Genomic DNA, 16782 nt, shown 5'->3' on the forward strand with positions numbered 1-16782 from the left:
CGTGGGACGCACGCACCTGGCGCGGACGAGGCGGATGCCCGCGCCCCCGACCCAGGTCGGGGCGCGGGCCCGCATCACAGCGGCGCGGCCTGCCGGCGCCGCGCCTGGGTCGGTGCCGCGCCGAACCAGCGCAGGAAGGCGCGCGTGAAGGCGCTGGTTTGGGAATAGCCGAGCAGGCCGGCGATGTCGCCGACCGGCAGATGGCGCTCGCCGAGATAGCGCGTCGCCAGCTCGCGGCGCAGGTCGTCGACCAGCCCGGCGTAGCTGCAGCCCTGTTCGGCGAGGCGCCGCTGCAGCGTCCAGCGCGCGAGGCCGAGCGCGGCGGCGATCTCGTCGACGTGCGGATAGCCGCAGGACAGCCGCGAACGCACCTCGCCGCGCACGCGGTCGATGAAGCGCAGCGTGCCGGTGCCGCCGGCGACACCGACCAGCTCGTCGCGCAGGCGCACGAAGGCGGCGGGATCGCGGCCCGGCATCGCGCGCTCGAGTTCGCGGCAGCGGAAGACCAGCGCGTTGCTGCGCTGGCCGAAGCGCGCCGGTGCTCCGAAGGCGGCGCGATGCTCGCGCGCATCGGCCGGCTGCGGATGCTCGAACTGCACCTCGTCCGGCGCCCAGCCGTCGCCGAGACAGCGGCGCAGCACGTTGGCGAACATGCCGAGCGTCAGCTCGGCGTCGTGGCGGCGCGCGAGGATGCGGCCGTCGAGGATGCGGTAGTCGAGCCGCAGCTGATCGCCCTGCCGGTAAAAGCGCGTCTCGGTGACCTGCTGGTGAAAGGGAAACAGGCCGGCGAAGGCCTCGAGCGCGGCGCCGAGCGTCGGCGCGCTGAGTGCGATGTCGCCGATCAGGCCAAGCTGCTCCGGCGCGAACTGCTGGCCGAAGCGCAGACCGAAGTTGCCGTCGCCGGTGTCGGCGGCGGCCAGCTCCATCATCGCGCAGTAGGCGCCGAGATCGAGCGGACGGCGCGGATCGGCGAGACGCTCGGCCGGCAGACCGGCGCGTTCCAGCACGCGCTCGGCGTTGCCGCCCTCGGCGGCGATGAAGCGCGTGACACCGCTGGCCGCGGCGGCGAGCACATGCCGCGGCGCCGCGCGCGATGCTTCGGCATTGGGGGCGAACGACATGGCCATGCCGGCTCCGGTCGAAATGGGGCCGCGACCCCCGTCGCGGCCCCGGTACCGCTTGCCGCTCTCCCTCTACCGCACCCGCATGCTTCCAGCGCAGCAAGAAGCGTGCAAACCCGCAGCGGCGTGTGGGCGGCGCATCGCCGCTCAGCTCTGCGCGGGCTCCGGCGCGGCACCGAGCAGCGCGTCGGCGTCGCGCGCCGCGTCGCGCGATTTCTTGCTCAGGAAGTAGAACAGCAGGCTGAGCACGAACAGGCCGACGAAGAGCAGGAAGACGACCTGGTTGTAGTAGACCATCGTCGCCATGAACACGCCGGCGAGCAGCAGCGCCACGGCCGGGAAGAACGGATAGAACGGCGCCTTGAACGGCCGCTCCAGCGCGGCTTCGCTCTTGCGCAGCCTGAACAGGCTCAGCATCGAGACGATGTAGAGCAGGATGGCGCCGAACACCGACATGGTGACGATGTTCGCCGTCAGCGGCTGGCCGCCGATCTGGATGAAGGCATCCGAGTAAATGGCGGCGATGCCGATGACGCCGCCGGCGACGATCGCCCAGTGCGGCGTCTTGCGCTTCGGGTGCACGGTGGCGAAGAAGCCGGGCAGATAGCCGGCGCGCGCCATCGCGAAGATCTGCCGCGAGTAGCCCATGATGATGCCGTGGAACGAGGCAATCAGGCCGAACAGGCCGATCCACACCAGCATGTGCAGCCAGCCGCTCGATTCGCCGACCACGGTCTTCATCGCCTGCGGCAAGGGATCATTGAGGTTGGCGAGCTTGGACCAGTCGCCGACGCCGCCGGCGAACAGCATCACGCCGAAGGCGAGCACGACGAGCGTGAGGATGCCGCCGATGTAGGCGCGCGGGATGACCTTCTTCGGTTCCCGCGTTTCCTCGGCGGCCATCGCCGCGCCTTCGATCGCCAGGAAGAACCAGATCGCGAAGGGGATCGCCGCGAAGATGCCGCCGAGCGCGGCCGTCGAGAGCGTCGCGCTGCCGGCCCAGCCGTTGGCGGTGAAGTGCGCCCACTCGAAACCCGGCGCGACCACGCCCATGAACACCAGCAGTTCGAAGATCGCCAGCAGGGTCACGAACAGCTCGAAGGTCGCGGCGATGGTCACGCCGGCGATGTTGAGCGCCATGAACACGAGGTAGGCGCCGACCGCGGCGAGCTTCGGATCGAGCGCCGGAAACTGCACGTTGAGATAGGCGCCGATCGCCAGCGAGATGGCCGGCGGCGCGAACACGAACTCGATCAGCGTGGCGAAGCCGGCGACGAAGCCGCCGAACGGTCCGAAGGCGCGGTAGCTGTAGGCGAACGGTCCGCCGGCGTGCGGAATCGCCGTGGTCAGCTCGGTGAAACTGAAGATGAAGGTCGTGTACATGATGGCGACCAGCACCGTCGTCACCAGAAAGCCGAGCGTGCCGGCCGAGGCCCAGCCGTAGCTCCAGCCGAAGTATTCGCCGGAAATGACGAGGCCGACGGCGATGCCCCACAGATGCCAGCCGCTCAGGCTCTTCTTGAGCGCCGGCTTGGTGTCTTCACTCATGTTCGCTGCTCCCGATGATGTTGGTCGAATCCCCGCCTGTTGCGGCGTCCGTGTCCGATGCGAGTGACGGCGCGTCGAGCTTCAGATCGACGCCGGTCAGGCGCCGGCGCCGCGCTTCGTCGAGCAGCCACATCAGCGTGTCGGCGGCGCGCGCGTAGCCGAGGCCGTCGGCGTGGATGTTGGAAATGCAGTTGCGCGCCGAATCGGCGCAGCCGATGCGCGGCGCGTAGGTCAGGTAGATGCCGAGGCTGTCGGCGACCGACAGGCCCGGGCGCTCGCCGATCAGCACGGCGACCAGACGCGCGCCGAGCGTGACCGCCACTTCGTCGCCGAGTGCGACGCGCGCCTGGCTGGCGAGCACGATCGGCGCCAGCGTCCAGCCGGCGAGGCGCGGCGCCAGCGTCCGCAGCAGCGGCACGGCGTGCGCGTTGACGGCGGCGGCGGACAGACCGTCGGCGACGACGAAGACGAGATCGTAGTCGGCGTGCGCGCCTTGCAGCGGCGGCAGATCGTCGGCGTGCACGCGGCGGCCGAGATCGGGACGGCGCAGGTAGATGGCGCGATCGTCGGCCCGCGAGCGCACGCGCAGCGGCGTCTGCGCGAACGCGCCGGCCAGCGGCGCGGCGATGGCGTCGAAGTCGACGCGGCCGTGCACCGCATCGCGGGCGCGGCTGTGCGCCATCTGGAAATCGAGCAGGGCCTGCATCTCTGAGCGCCGCAACGAAAACGCCGCGCTTCACGCGCGGCGTCCGTTTCCCCTCGCGCCGTCTCAAACCTTCAGATAATCCAGAATCCCTTCGGCGGCCTCGCGGCCTCGCGTGACGGCGGTGACGACGAGGTCCGAGCCGCGGACCCGTCATCGATGCCCGCCGCCACGGCGGCGACAGGGGCCGCGGCGCGCTTTCGGAGCTCGGCGTCCTCAGACCTTCAGATAGTCGAGGATGCCTTCGGCGGCTTCGCGGCCTTCGTAGACGGCGGTGACGACGAGGTCCGAGCCGCGGACCATGTCGCCACCGGCGAACACCTTCGGGTTCCTGGTCTGGAACTTGTGCTTCGCCAGCACTGCGCCGTTGACCTTCACGCGGCCATCGTCGTGCAGCGTGATCTCGTGCTGGCCGAACCAGTCGGCCGGACTCGGACGGAAGCCGAAGGCGACGACGACGCGGTCGGCCGGAATGATCTGCTCCGAACCTTCGATCACTTCCGGCTTGCGGCGGCCGCGCGCGTCCGCCGCGCCGAGCCGGGTCTCGACGACCTTGACGCCGACGACCTTGCCCTTGCCGTCCCCGCCGTCCCCGCCGTCCCCGCCGTCCCCAACAATTTCGACCGGCAGGCGGTTGAACAGGAACTCGACGCCTTCTTCCTTGGCGTTGGCGACTTCGCGCCTGGAGCCCGGCATGTTCTCCTCGTCGCGGCGGTAGGCGCAGATCACGCTCTCGGCGCCCTGGCGGATCGAGGTGCGGTTGCAGTCCATCGCCGTGTCGCCGCCGCCGAGCACGACGACGCGCTGGTCCTTCATGTCGTAGGCGAGGTCGGCATCGCTGGCGCGGCCCATCACGCGATTGATGTTGGCGATCAGGAAGGGCAGCGCCTCGTACACGCCCGGCAGATCCTCGCCGGGGAAGTCGCCCTTCATGTAGCGGTACGTGCCCATGCCGAGGAACACGGCGTCGTAGTCCTTGAGCAGCTGCTCGAAGGCGATGTCCTTGCCGATCTCGGTGTTGAGCCTGAATTCCACGCCCATGCCTTCGAGGATCGAGCGGCGGCGCTGCACGACTTCCTTCTCGAGCTTGAACGGCGGAATGCCGAAGGTCAGCAGGCCGCCGATCTCGCCGTACTTGTCGAACACGACGGGCTTGACGCCGTTGCGCACCAGCACGTCGGCGCAGCCGAGGCCGGCGGGACCGGCGCCGACGATCGCGACCTTCTTCCTGGTCCACTTGACCTTGGACATGTCCGGCCGCCAGCCCTGCTTGAAGGCTTCGTCGGAGATGTACTTCTCGACGCTGCCGATCGTCACCGCGCCGAAGCCGTCGTTGAGCGTGCAGGCGCCTTCGCAGAGACGATCCTGCGGGCAGACGCGGCCGCAGATTTCCGGCAGCGAGTTGGTGGCGTGCGACAGCTCGGCGGCGGCGAACAGATTGCCTTCCTCGACCAGCTTCAGCCAGTTGGGGATGTAGTTGTGCACCGGGCACTTCCACTCGCAGTACGGATTGCCGCAGGACAGGCAGCGGCCCGACTGCGACTTGGCCTGGTCGGCGGGAAAGTGGCCGTAGATCTCGCGGAAGTCGTGGATGCGGACTTCGGCGGGGACTTTCTTCGGATCCTGCCGCGGCAGGTCGAGGAACTGGTTGACGTTCTTGGCGCCCATTTGGAAAAGCCCGTGATTAGTGATTAGTGATGGGTGATTCGTAACGGCCGATTTGCATTTGCACGGATCACAAATCACCCATCACGAATCACCGACTCCGTGCGCGCCGCTATGCGGCGGCGCGCACGGAGTCGATCAAAGAGCCGATCTCGGCGGCCTTCGGCTTCACCAGCCAGAACTTGCCGACGTAGTCGGCCCAGTCGCCGAGAATCTGCTGCGCCCACTTCGAGCCGGTGACGTTGGCGTAGTCCTGCACCAGCTTGCGCAGATAGTTTTCGTGCGCCTCCATCGATTCGGAGACGACGCGGTGGATGTCGATCAGCTCGTGGTTATAGCGGTCGACGAAGGTGCGCTTCTCGTCGAGCACGTAGGCGAAGCCGCCGGTCATGCCGGCGCCGAAGTTGACGCCGGTGCGGCCGAGGATGACGACGCTGCCGCCGGTCATGTACTCGCAGCCATGATCGCCGCAGCCTTCGACGACGGCATGCGCGCCCGAGTTGCGCACGGCGAAGCGTTCGCCCGCCATGCCGGCCGCGTACAGCGTGCCGCCGGTCGCGCCGTACAGGCAGGTGTTGCCGATGATCGCCGCCTCGCGCGTCTCGTAACGCACGCCGCGCGGCGGCTTGACGACAATGCGGCCGCCGGCCATGCCCTTGCCGACGAAGTCGTTGGCGTCGCCCTCGAGCTCGAGATGCAGACCGCCGGCGTTCCACACGCCGAAGCTCTGACCGGCCGCGCCCTTGAGCTTGATGGTGATCGGCTTGTCGCTCATGCCGAGCGAGCCCCAGCGCCGCGCGATCTCGCCGGACAGGCGCGCGCCGATCGAACGGTGCCGGTTGCTGACCGAGTAATGGAAGATGCCGCCGGTCTTGTGCTCGATCGCCGGCAGGCAGTCCTGCAGCATCGCCTCGGCGAGCTCGCCCTTGTCGAACGGCTCGTTGTTGAACATGCAGTATTGCGCGCTCGGCAGCACCATGCCGGCCGATTCGAGAATCGGCGAGAGATCGAGGTGGCGCGCCTTGTCGGTCGGCGCCTCGGCGACTTCGAGCAGATCGGTGCGGCCGATCAGTTCCTGGATCGTGCGCACGCCGAGGCGGGCCATCCACTCGCGCGTTTCCTCGGCGACGAACTTGAAGTAGTTCATCACCATCTCGGGCAGGCCGATGAAGTAGTTCGCGCGCAGCGTGGCGTTCTGCGTGGCGACACCGGTCGCGCAGTTGTTGAGATGGCAGATGCGCAGGTACTTGCAGCCGAGCGCGACCATCGGCGCGGTACCGAAGCCGAAGCTCTCGGCGCCGAGGATCGCCGCCTTGATGACGTCGAGGCCGGTCTTCAGGCCGCCGTCGGTCTGCACGCGCACCTTGTCGCGCAGATTGTTCATGCGCAGCGTCTGGTGCGTTTCCGACAGGCCGAGTTCCCAGGGCGTGCCGGCGTACTTCACGCTGGTCAGCGGCGAGGCGCCGGTGCCGCCGTCGTAGCCGGAAATGGTGATGAGATCGGCATAGGCCTTGGCCACGCCGGCCGCGATGGTGCCGACGCCGGGACCGGAGACCAGCTTCACCGAGACCAGCGCCTGCGGGTTGACCTGCTTGAGGTCGAAGATCAGCTGCGCGAGGTCTTCGATCGAGTAGATGTCGTGATGCGGCGGCGGCGAGATCAGCGCGACGCCGGGCTTGGCATAGCGCAGGCGGGCGATCTGCTCGTTGACCTTGTCGCCGGGCAGCTGGCCGCCTTCGCCGGGCTTGGCGCCCTGCGCGACCTTGATCTGCAGCACCTCGGCGTTGACCAGATACTCCGGCGTGACGCCGAAGCGGCCGGACGCGACCTGCTTGATCTTCGACATCTTCTCGGTGCCGTAGCGCGCCGGGTCTTCGCCGCCTTCGCCCGAGTTGCTGCGGCCGCCGAGGCGGTTCATGGCGATCGCCAGCGCCTCGTGCGCTTCCGGCGACAGCGCGCCGAGCGACATGCCGGCGGAGTCGAAACGCTTGAGGATGGCCTCGACCGGCTCGACGTCGTCGAGCGGAATCGAGCCGCTGTCCTTGAGCTTGAACAGATCGCGGATGGTGGCGACCGGGCGCTCGTTGACGTGCGCGGCGTAGACCTTGTAGTCGCCGTAGTCGCCGGTCTTCACCGCCTTCTGCAGCGTGGCGATGACGTCCGGGTTGTAGGCGTGGTATTCGCCGCCGTGCACGAACTTGTAGAGGCCGCCCTGGGCGATCGGCTTGCGCGCGCTCCAGGCGATGTCGGCGAGTTCCTGCTGCTCGGCCTCGAGGTCGACGAAGCGCGCACCCTGGATGCGCGACACCGTGCCCTCGAAGCAGCGGCCGACGATTTCCGCGGACAGGCCGACGATCTCGAACAGCTGCGCGCCGCGATAGCTCGAGATGGTGCTGATGCCCATCTTCGAGATGATCTTGTACAGACCCTTGTTGATGCTCTTGCGGTACGACAGCGCCAGCGCCTCGACCGGCTTGTTCTTGATCTGGCCCGAACGGACCATTTCGTAGAGCGTCGCGTAGGCGAGATACGGATAGATGCAGGATGCGCCGTAGCCGATCAGGCAGGCGAACTGGTGCGGATCGCGCGCGGTCGCGGTCTCGACGACGATGTTGCAGTCGCAGCGCAGGCCTTCGCGCACGAGATGGTTGTTGACGGCGCCGGTGGCTAGCAGGGCGTGCATCGGCAGCTTGCCGCGCTCGATCGCGCGGTCCGACAGCACCAGCACGACCTTGCCGCTGCGCACCGCGCCGACCGCCTCTTCGCAGAGATGGTCGATCGCCGCCTGCAGGCCGACTTGCGGGTCGTAGTTGAGGTCGATGATGTGGTGCGCGAACGCCGCATCCTCGTTGCCGATCGCCAGCAGCTTCTTGAACTTGGCCTCGGAGAGGATCGGCGAATCGATCAGCAGGCGCGCGGCGCGCTCCGGCGTTTCGTCGAACATGCCCTTCTCGGCGCCGAGCTGGCATTCGAGCGACATGACGATCTGTTCGCGCAGCGGATCGATCGGCGGGTTGGTGACCTGCGCGAACATCTGCCGGAAGTAGTCGTAGACCGAGCGCGGTCCCTGCGACAGCACCGCGAACGGCGTGTCGTCGCCCATCGAGCCGACCGCTTCCTGGCCGGCCTCGGCCGCCGGGCGCAGCACCTGGTCGCGCTCCTCGAAGGTCAGCTGGAACATCTTGTGATACGTCGCCACCGTGTCCGGCGGCATCACGTCGAGCGCGCTCGGATCGTCGGACAGCGAGGCCTCGACGCGCTTCATCTTGGTCTTCAGCCACTGCTTGTACGGCTTGCGCGAGGCCAGCATCTTGTCGATGTCTTCCGGACGCAGCAGCGCGCCGGACTCGGTGTCGACGGCGAGGATCTCGCCCGGCCGCAGGCGGCCCTTCTCGACCACGTCCTGCGACTTGAAGTCGTGCACGCCGATCTCCGAGGCGAGCACGATGTGGCGATCGGAGGTGATGACGTAGCGCGCCGGGCGCAGGCCGTTGCGATCGAGCGCGCAGGCGGCGTAGCGGCCGTCGGTCAGCACGATGCCGGCCGGGCCGTCCCAGGGCTCCATGTTGACCGAGTTGTATTCGTAGAAGGCGCGCACGTCGGAATCGAGGTCCTCGACGTTCTGCCAGGCCGGCGGCACCAGCGCGCGCATCGCCTGGAACACGTCCATGCCGCCGGCGAGCAGCACTTCGAGCATGTTGTCGAGCGACTGCGAGTCCGAGCCGCTCATCGACACCAGCGGCGTGATTTCCTCGATGTCCGGGAAGGCCTCGCACTGGAATTTCTTGGCGCGTGCCTGCGCCCACTTGCGGTTGCCGGAGATGGTGTTGATCTCGCCGTTGTGCGCCAGGTAGCGGAACGGATGGCAGAGCTTCCACTGCGGCGTGGTGTTGGTCGAGAAGCGCTGATGGAACACGCACATCGACGATTCCAGCGCCGGGCTGGCGAGGTCCGGGAAGAAGGTCGGCAGGTACTCGGGCATGACCAGGCCCTTGTAGACCAGCACGCGGCAGGACAGGTGCGTGATGTAGAACTCGGCGTCGCCCTCGGCCGCCACCAGCTTCTCGGTGCGGCGGCGCGCCTTGAACAGCTTCAGCTCGAAGGCGAACTTGTGCAGTTCCTTCGACGCCGACACGAACACCTGCTCGACCACCGGCACGTTCTTCAGCGCTTCCTCGCCGAGCGCGGCATTGTCGGTCGGCACGATGCGGAAGCCGGCGAGCTTCAGGCCCTGCAGTTCCAGGCTTTCCTTGAGCACGGCGCGCGCGCGTTCGCGCTTGCCCTTGTCCTGCGCGAAGAAGATGTTGCCGACGCAGTACTCGCCGCCGCCGAGATCGAAGCCGAGCTCGGCGGCGACGCCGCGCAGGAACTTGTCCGGCTTCTTCATCAGCAGGCCGCAGCCGTCGCCGGTCTTGCCGTCGGCGGCGACGGCGCCGCGGTGGGTCATGCGCGCCAGCGCGGTGATCGCGGTCTGCACGAGTTTGTGCGAGGGTTGATCGTCCATGTGGGCGATCAGGCCGAAGCCGCAGCTGTCCTTCTCGAAATCCGGCCAGTAGAGACCGACGGGCTGGCTGTACATGAGGCTTGCTCCTGGATGACGGACCGGCGCAGACGCCGACGCCCCGCGCTCGGCGGGGTGGGAGCGGGACCTTAGAGAGCCCACCCCGGGGCCGCAAGCGATCGCCGGAGGGATTTCGCGAGCAGGATTCGTGCCTATTTGAATCAAGTACTTGGCTTCCATTAAAATGGCTATCTAGATGGCCATTTGCGGCCAGGCTGCGCGGAGGCCAGCGATGAAAGCGGTGTCGATCGCCGATGCCAAGAACCGTCTGACCGAGCTTCTTTACGAGGCCGAGGAAGGCGCGCCGGTGCAGGTCACGCGCCGCGGCCAGCCGGTCGCGGTGCTGCTGTCGGAGGCCGAGTACGCGCGCCTCAAGTCGGCGGCGGCCGGCGCCGCCGATTTCGCCGCCTGGGCGCAGTCCTGGCGCCAGGATCTGCCGGCCGGACTCGAGGGCATCACGCCGGCCGAACTCGAGCGCTGGCGCGAGCTCTAGCGCCATGGCGAAGCTGAGCCACCTGCTCGACCTGCCGGTGATCGCCGAACTGTCGCGGCCGAACGGCAACCGGCGCGTGTTCACGCTGTTCCAGCAGCGCCAGGCGCTGTGCGCCCTCGCCGCGCCGGCGAGCTATGCGCTGCAGCGCGGCATCGAACTGATGCACGCCGGCGAGCGGCGCCAGCGGCTGCTCGATTTCGTCGCCGAGCTGCTGCGCAGCGGGCCGCCGGTGCTGCCCTTCGACGGCGAGGCGGCGAGCTGGCTGGCGCGGCACGAGCCGGAGCGGGCGCGGCGCGCCTGGTCGCTGCTCGATGGCCAGCAGGCGGCGATCGCGGCGACGCGCGAACTGGCGCTCGTGACGCGCAACGCCAGCGCCTTCGCCGGCATCGCCGGCCTGCGCGTCGAGGACTGGTTCCGACCCTAGCGGCGGCACGCGCGGCGCGGCGGCGGCGGCGGACGTAACGAAGCGTCTCACTTCAGACCGGATTCAGTGTCGCGGGCCCAGCATTTGCGCCGTCCTGTGGAGACGTGTCATGGCAACTCTCTGGTTCCGCGTGTCGGCGGCCCTGCTGGCCTTGGCGGTGGTCGCGCCCTGCTCTGCCCGCGCGTCGACCTCCGTGTTCATTTCCGTCAACACCGCGCCGCCGCCGCTGCCGGTTTACGAACAGCCCTGGTGCCCGGGCCCCGGCTACGTGTGGACGCCGGGCTACTGGGCCTGGAACGGCGACGACTATTACTGGGTGCCGGGCGCATGGGTCATCGCGCCGGTCGGCATGCTGTGGACGCCGGGCTACTGGGGCTGGGCGGACGGCGTCTATGTCTGGCATGCCGGCTACTGGGGTCCGCGCGTCGGCTATTACGGCGGCATCAACTACGGCTACGGCTATACCGGCTACGGCTACGCAGGGGGCTACTGGCGCGATCGCGTCTTCTACTACAACCGGACTGTCAACCGCGTCGACGTGACCCGTGTGCGGAACGTCTACGAGCGCAAGGTCACGGTGAACAACATCACCGTCGACCGCGTCAGCTACAACGGCGGCGACGGCGGCACGCGGGCGCGGCCGAGCCGCGACGACGAGGCTTATACACGGCAGCGGCACTTCGACGCGACCGACGAACAGCGTCGCCTCGAAGACCACGCGCGCCAGGACCGGCGCATGGCGGCCTCGGAGAATCGCGGCAGACCGCCGCAGAGCTTCGAAGATCGTGACGATCGCGATGCGCGCCAGAACCCGCGCGGCGACGACAAGAGCCCGAACGACCATCGCGATTCAGGCGCACGCATCGATCGCGACGACCGTGATGATGATGCCGCGCAGCGCGACCGGCAGGCGCAACGGGATTTGCGTCGCCAGCAGGAGCAGGCGCGGCAGCGCCCGATGCCGCCGCCGCAGAGGCGTGAGCCGCAGGACGAGCCGGGTGGTCGGCCCCAGGCGCAGCGCCCGCCGCCGATGATGGATCCGCGCGCGGCGCAACGCGGCGCGGCACCGCGGCAAGGTCCGCAGGGCGCCGGCGGCGGCCCGCGCCCGCAGAAGCATCCCGAGCCGCGGCCGAAGGAGGAACGCCGCTAGCGATCGGCGTCCGCGCGCGGACCAGGCTGCGCCCCTCACGCGGGCCGGCCGGCGGCGGCGCGCATCAGCGCAGACGGCGCGGATCGAAAAGGCGTTCGTACTCGTCGAGCGCGTAGCGGTCGGTCATGCCGGCGATGTAGTCGGCGACGACGCGCGCGCGGCCGTTCAGACCTTCCAGCGCATCGAGCCTGCACGCCTCGGCATGGAAGTCGGGCGGCAGGAGCTTGGCGTCGTTGATGAAGGCGTCGAACAGCGCCTGAATCACGCGCCGCGCCTTCACCATCATGCGGTAGACCTGATGATGGCGATACAGGTGCTCCATGAGGAAGCGCTTCAGCTCGTTGCTCTGCGCGCTCACTTCCGCCGAGTAGCCGACCAGCGGCAGGGACCGCGCGCGGACATCGTCCAGCGTCTCGACGCGCGCCTGCTCGAGCGTGCGCCGCGTGTGCGCGAGCAGATCGGTGACCAGGGTGTTGATGATGCGGCGGATCGTCTCGTGGCGCTGCTGCTTCGGCGTGATCGTGCCGTAGCGCGCCAGCACCTCGTCGTGATGACGACGGAACAGTTCGACGCCACGCAGCTGCTCGATCGTCAGCAGGCGCGCGCGCAGGCCATCGTCGATGTCGTGATTGTTGTAGGCGATCTCGTCGGCGCGATTGGCGAGCTGCGCTTCCAGGGTCGGCTGGCGGTTCGTCAGGAAGCGCTCGGCGACATCGCCGAGCTGCGCGGCGCGCGCCTTGCTGCAGTGCTTGAGAATGCCTTCGCGCGTCTCGAACATCAGGTTGAGCCCGCGAAACTCGGCGTACTTGTCCTCGAGTTCGTCGACCACGCGCAGCGATTGCGCATTGTGTTCGAAACCTCCGTAAGGCTTCATGCACTCGTTGAGCGCGTCCTGGCCGGCGTGCCCGAACGGCGTGTGGCCGAGGTCGTGCGCGAGCGAGACCGCCTCGCAGAGATCCTCGTGCAGGCGCAGCGCGCGGGCGATGGTGCGCGCGATCTGCGCGACCTCGACCGAGTGCGTGAGCCGCGTGCGGAACAGATCGCCCTCGTGATTGACGAAGACCTGCGTCTTGTATTCGAGGCGGCGGAACGCGGCCGAATGAATGATGCGGTCGCGATCGCGCTGGTACTGGCTGCGATGCCCGGAGCCGCCCTCGTCGTGCCGGCGGCCGCGCGAGCGCGTCTCGTCGGCGGCGTAGGGCGCGAGTTCGAAGGGCATGGCCTCAGCCGGCGCAGTAGTGCCGCAGCGTGGCGTCGAGCGCCGCCGGATCGAAGTCGCCGCTGACGAGCGCCTCGCCGAGCTTCTTCATCAGGATCAGGCGCAGCTTGCCGCTCGCGACCTTCTTGTCGAGACTCATCAGCGCGCGGAAGTCGTCGCTGCGCATGCCGGCGGGCGGGCGGCTCGGCAGACCGGCGCGCTCGACCAGGCGCACGCAACGCTGCGCGTCCTCGCGCGCGAGCCAGCCGAGCCGGGCCGACAGATCGGCGGCCATGCACAGGCCGGTCGCCACCGCTTCGCCGTGCAGCCACTCGCTGTAATGCGTGTAGGTCTCGATCGCGTGCGCGAAGGTGTGGCCGAGATTGAGCAGCGCGCGCGGACCGGCGCCGCCGGCCAGCGATTCGCGCTCGTCGAGCGCGACGATTGCCGCCTTCATCTCGCAGCTGCGGCGGATCGCCTGCGTCAGCGCCGCGGCATCGAGCGCGCGCAGGGCGTCGAGCTGCGCTTCGAGCCAAGCGAAGAAGGCGGCGTCGCCGAGCATGCCGTACTTGATCACCTCGGCGAGCCCGGCGCCGAGTTCGCGCGGCGGCAGCGTGCGCAAGGTGTCGGTGTCGGCGAGCACGAGGCGCGGCTGGTGGAAGGCCCCGATCATGTTCTTGCCGCGCGGATGATTGACGCCGGTCTTGCCGCCGACCGAGGAATCCACCTGCGCCAGCAGCGTGGTCGGAATCTGCACGAAGTCGATGCCGCGCTGGTAGATCGCCGCGCAGAAACCGGCGAGATCGCCGATCACGCCGCCGCCCAGCGCGACCAGCGCGCCGTCGCGCGGCAGGCGCGTGTCGAGCAGCCAGTCCATCACGCGCTCGACGTTCGCCATGGTCTTCGTCGCTTCGCCGGCCGGCAGCACGAGGACCTGCGTCGCGTCGAGACGCAGGGTGTCACGCACCGTCGCGAGATAGTGCGTGGCGACGGTGGCATCGGTCAGCAGCCGCAGCGGCCGGCCGCGCACCTCGCCATAAAGTTCGGCGCGTGCCAGCAGGCCGGCGCCGATGTGGATCGGATAGCGGCGCGGACCGAGTTCGACGTCGAGGGTGTTCATGCACGGGATAGGGGCGGGCACGTCGGAGCGCCGCGCATCGTATCAAAACGGCCTCGGCTCGCCGTCGAGGCGGCGCTCGATCTCCTGCACGAGGCCGCGCGCGTTGCGGCCATCGGTGTCGAGCACCAGGTCGGCGATCTCGCGGTACAGCGGGTCGCGCATCTCGAACAGCGACGCAAGCACGGCGCGCCGGTCGGCGGCGGCGCGCAGCAGCGGGCGGTTGTCGGCACGGGCGGTGCGCTGGAGCTGCTGCTCGACGCCGGCGTGCAGATAGACGACGAAGCCGCGGCTGGCCAGCAGCTGCCGGTTGCCGGCATCGAGCACGGCGCCGCCGCCGGTCGACAGCACGATGCCGCTGCGCTGCGTCAGCTCGGCGATCGCCTGGCTTTCGCGCTTGCGAAAACCCGCTTCGCCTTCCTTCTCGAAGATGTATGGAATGTCGACGCCGGTGCGCGCCTCGATTTCGTGGTCGCTGTCGACGAACGCCAGGCCGCGCCGTTCGGCAAGGCGTCGACCGATCGTGGTCTTGCCGGCGCCCATCGGGCCGATCAGGAAGATGTTGCGGGCGTGGTGCATGCGTGACGCGAGGCGATGGGGTCGCTGGGGTCGCTGGATGCGCCGGCACGCGGCCGGCACGGCGGCGCATTATCGCGGCAAACGGCGGCCGATGGTGGCCGCGCCGCCGAGGGGTCGGGGCCTCGCGGCCCCGCGTCGATCAATCGACCTTCAGGCCTTCCTGCAGCACCTTCGGCGTGACGAAGATCAGCAGCTCGCGCTTAGTGTCGCTGCGATCGCTGTTGCTGAACAGGAAGCCGAGCAGCGGGATGTCGCCGAGCAGCGGCACCTTCGACTGCGAGTTGGTGCGCGAACGCTGGAAGATGCCGCCGAGCACGACGGTATCGCCGCTGCGGATCAGCACCTGGGTGTCGAGCTTGCGCGTGTCGATGGCCGGCGCCTGCCCGCCGGTGCCGGTGTTGACGTCGGAGCCGACGCTGTCGTTGGTGACGTTGAGATCCATGATCACGCGGTTGTCCGGCGTGATCTGCGGCGACACCGTCAGCGACAGCACGGCCTTCTTGAACTGCGTGTTGGCGCCCTGGTTGCCGCTGGACGTCACGTAGGGGATTTCCTGGCCCTGTTCGATGACGGCCTGCTTGCCGTTGGCGGTGACGACGCGCGGCGAGGAGATCACCTCGCCGCGGCCTTCGGTCTGCAGGGCCTGCAGTTCGAGATCGACCTGGAAGTCGGAGCCGAGAATCGTCCAGCCGATCGACGGCGCGGCGCTGGAGGTCGGCAGGTTGACGATATAGGAATCGCTGAGGTCGGGGATCGCGCCGTTGAGCACGTCGCGCGAGCCGGAGTTGTTGCCGCTCTGGCCGATGCGCGTATTGCCGACGTTGCCGATGGTGCTGACGCCGAAGCGCGAGCCGACTTCGCGCGCGAAGTCCTCGTTGGCGACGACGATGCGCGACTCGATCAGCACCTGCCGCACGGGAATGTCGAGGCGGCCGACCAGCTGGCGAATCTCGTCGATCTTGTCGCGCGTCTCGAGCACGAGCAGGGTGTTGGTGCGCTCATCGACCGTGACGCGGCCGCGCTCGGTGAGCAGCGAGGTCTTGTCGGCGCCGAGCAGGGCCTTGATGTCGGAGGCTTTCGCATAGTTGACCTGGATGATCTCGGAGCGCAGCGGCGCCAGCTCGGTCTTCTGCTTCTGCGCCTCCAGCTCGGCCTTCTCGCGCTGCGCGATCTCCTCGACCGGCGCCACCATCATCACATTGCCCTGCTGGCGCATGCCGAGTCCCTTGCTGCGCAGGACGATGTCGAGCGCCTGGTCCCAGGGCACGTTCTGCAGGCGCATGGCGATGTCGCCCTTCACCGAATCGCTGATCACCATGTTGACGCCGGCGACGTCGGCGATGATCTGCAGCAGTGCGCGGATGTCGATGCTCTGGAAGGACAGCGAGATGCGCTCGCCCTTGTACTGCGGTTCGTCGCGCTTGCGCGCTTCGAGCTTTTCCTGCGTCAGCGGCTGCAGTTCGATGGTGAACTGTCCGGCCGACTGGTAAGCGGACTGGTCGAACTCGGCGCCGGACGTCGGCGTGACCACGACCTGCGTGTTGAGACCGTCGCGCTTGATGTCGACGTACTTCACCGGCGTCGCGAAATCCAGAACGTCGAGGCGACGCATCAGCTTGTCCGGCACGCTGGTGTTCTTGAACACGGCGACGATCTTGCCGCCATCGTCGCGCACGTCGACCACGGCGCGCGGATTGCTGAGGCCGACGACGACACGGCCGGCGCCCTGCTCGCCGCGCCGGAAGTCGACGTTGCTGATCGCGCTCGCGCCGGCCGCGTCGACCGCCGCCTCGGCGCGCGCCGCCGTGGCGCCGGCGCCCGTGTTTTCGATCTGCACGAGCAGCTTGTTGCCCTCGGTACGCAGCTGGTAGGGCGCGCTCTGCGTCAGCTCGACGACGACGCGCGTGCGGCCGCCGCTCTCGACCGTGGCCACGCCGGCCACGCTGCCGACGCCGATCTTGCGATAGCGCTCGGTGAGCGCGATGCCGGTATCCGGCAGGTCGATCGAGATGCGCGCCGGCTTGTCGACGGTGAACACCGCCGGTTGCGGCGCCGCGTCGGACAGGGTCAGCGTCAACAGCACGCGATCGCCGGGCTGCGCGACGAAATCGATGCCTTGCAGCAGACGCGCCGGACCCTGGGCCTGGGCGAGCGTGGTGCCGAGCAGCATCAGCACGCCGACGATGTGTTTCGACCAGCGGACGGTGAGCTTCAACATGATGA

At 68.6% G+C, this 16782-nt stretch carries 12 protein-coding genes; 3 read left to right on the forward strand and 9 right to left on the reverse strand.

What is annotated here, in order from left to right:
* Nucleotides 1-74: 74 nt before the first annotated feature.
* From qhpR to gltB, 5 genes are all read right to left on the reverse strand, one after another.
* Nucleotides 75-1127, reverse strand: coding sequence for an AraC-like transcriptional regulator QhpR (qhpR, locus tag K344_RS0113585; RefSeq protein ID WP_051362224.1), 1053 nt, complete (start codon nt 1125-1127; stop codon nt 75-77).
* A gap of 141 nt (nt 1128-1268) precedes the next feature.
* Nucleotides 1269-2669 carry an ethanolamine permease gene (eat, locus tag K344_RS0113590; RefSeq protein ID WP_028081127.1) on the reverse strand — a complete coding sequence of 467 codons (1401 nt, stop codon included), beginning with the start codon at nt 2667-2669 and terminating at the stop codon, nt 1269-1271.
* On the reverse strand, nt 2662-3375 hold the full coding sequence (gene eutC, locus K344_RS21730) for an ethanolamine ammonia-lyase subunit EutC (RefSeq protein WP_084197429.1): 714 nt from the start codon (nt 3373-3375) through the stop codon (nt 2662-2664). The genes eat and eutC overlap by 8 nt, the downstream gene beginning before the upstream one ends.
* Nucleotides 3376-3588: 213 nt before the next feature.
* Entirely contained in the window at nt 3589-5040 is a 1452-nt protein-coding gene (locus K344_RS0113600; RefSeq protein WP_028081128.1) for an FAD-dependent oxidoreductase, read from the reverse strand.
* A gap of 109 nt (nt 5041-5149) precedes the next feature.
* Nucleotides 5150-9616: a glutamate synthase large subunit gene (gene gltB / locus K344_RS0113605; protein WP_028081129.1), complete on the reverse strand. Its 4467-nt coding sequence runs from the start codon at nt 9614-9616 to the stop codon at nt 5150-5152.
* Between the two features lie 214 nt (nt 9617-9830).
* Between gltB and K344_RS0113610 the strand changes: the two genes are divergently transcribed.
* The 3 genes from K344_RS0113610 to K344_RS24470 all read left to right on the forward strand — a co-directional run bounded on the left by K344_RS0113610 (nt 9831) and on the right by K344_RS24470 (nt 11665).
* Nucleotides 9831-10091: a type II toxin-antitoxin system Phd/YefM family antitoxin gene (locus tag K344_RS0113610; RefSeq protein WP_028081130.1), complete on the forward strand. Its 261-nt coding sequence runs from the start codon at nt 9831-9833 to the stop codon at nt 10089-10091.
* A gap of 4 nt (nt 10092-10095) precedes the next feature.
* Entirely contained in the window at nt 10096-10515 is a 420-nt protein-coding gene (locus tag K344_RS0113615; protein ID WP_028081131.1) for a PIN domain-containing protein, read from the forward strand.
* A gap of 109 nt (nt 10516-10624) precedes the next feature.
* Nucleotides 10625-11665 (forward strand): YXWGXW repeat-containing protein, encoded by a 1041-nt coding sequence (locus K344_RS24470; protein ID WP_051362225.1) that lies wholly within the window; start codon nt 10625-10627, stop codon nt 11663-11665.
* A gap of 64 nt (nt 11666-11729) precedes the next feature.
* On the opposite strand, the gene K344_RS0113625 is transcribed toward K344_RS24470, so the two are convergent.
* The 4 genes from K344_RS0113625 to K344_RS0113640 form a co-directional block, all read right to left on the reverse strand.
* Nucleotides 11730-12884, reverse strand: coding sequence for a deoxyguanosinetriphosphate triphosphohydrolase (locus K344_RS0113625; RefSeq protein WP_028081132.1), 1155 nt, complete (start codon nt 12882-12884; stop codon nt 11730-11732).
* Between the two features lie 4 nt (nt 12885-12888).
* Nucleotides 12889-13983, reverse strand: a complete 1095-nt coding sequence (gene aroB, locus K344_RS0113630; RefSeq protein ID WP_028081133.1) for a 3-dehydroquinate synthase — start codon at nt 13981-13983, stop codon at nt 12889-12891.
* Between the two features lie 42 nt (nt 13984-14025).
* Nucleotides 14026-14559 (reverse strand): shikimate kinase AroK, encoded by a 534-nt coding sequence (gene aroK, locus K344_RS0113635; protein WP_028081134.1) that lies wholly within the window; start codon nt 14557-14559, stop codon nt 14026-14028.
* 139 nt (nt 14560-14698) lie between these two features.
* Complete coding sequence (locus K344_RS0113640) at nt 14699-16777, reverse strand: type IV pilus secretin PilQ (RefSeq protein WP_028081135.1); 2079 nt, start codon at nt 16775-16777, stop codon at nt 14699-14701.
* Between the last annotated feature and the right edge of the window lie 5 nt (nt 16778-16782).

This window comes from Solimonas soli DSM 21787, from assembly GCF_000474945.1.
Classification (GTDB): Bacteria; Pseudomonadota; Gammaproteobacteria; order Nevskiales; family Nevskiaceae; genus Solimonas; species Solimonas soli.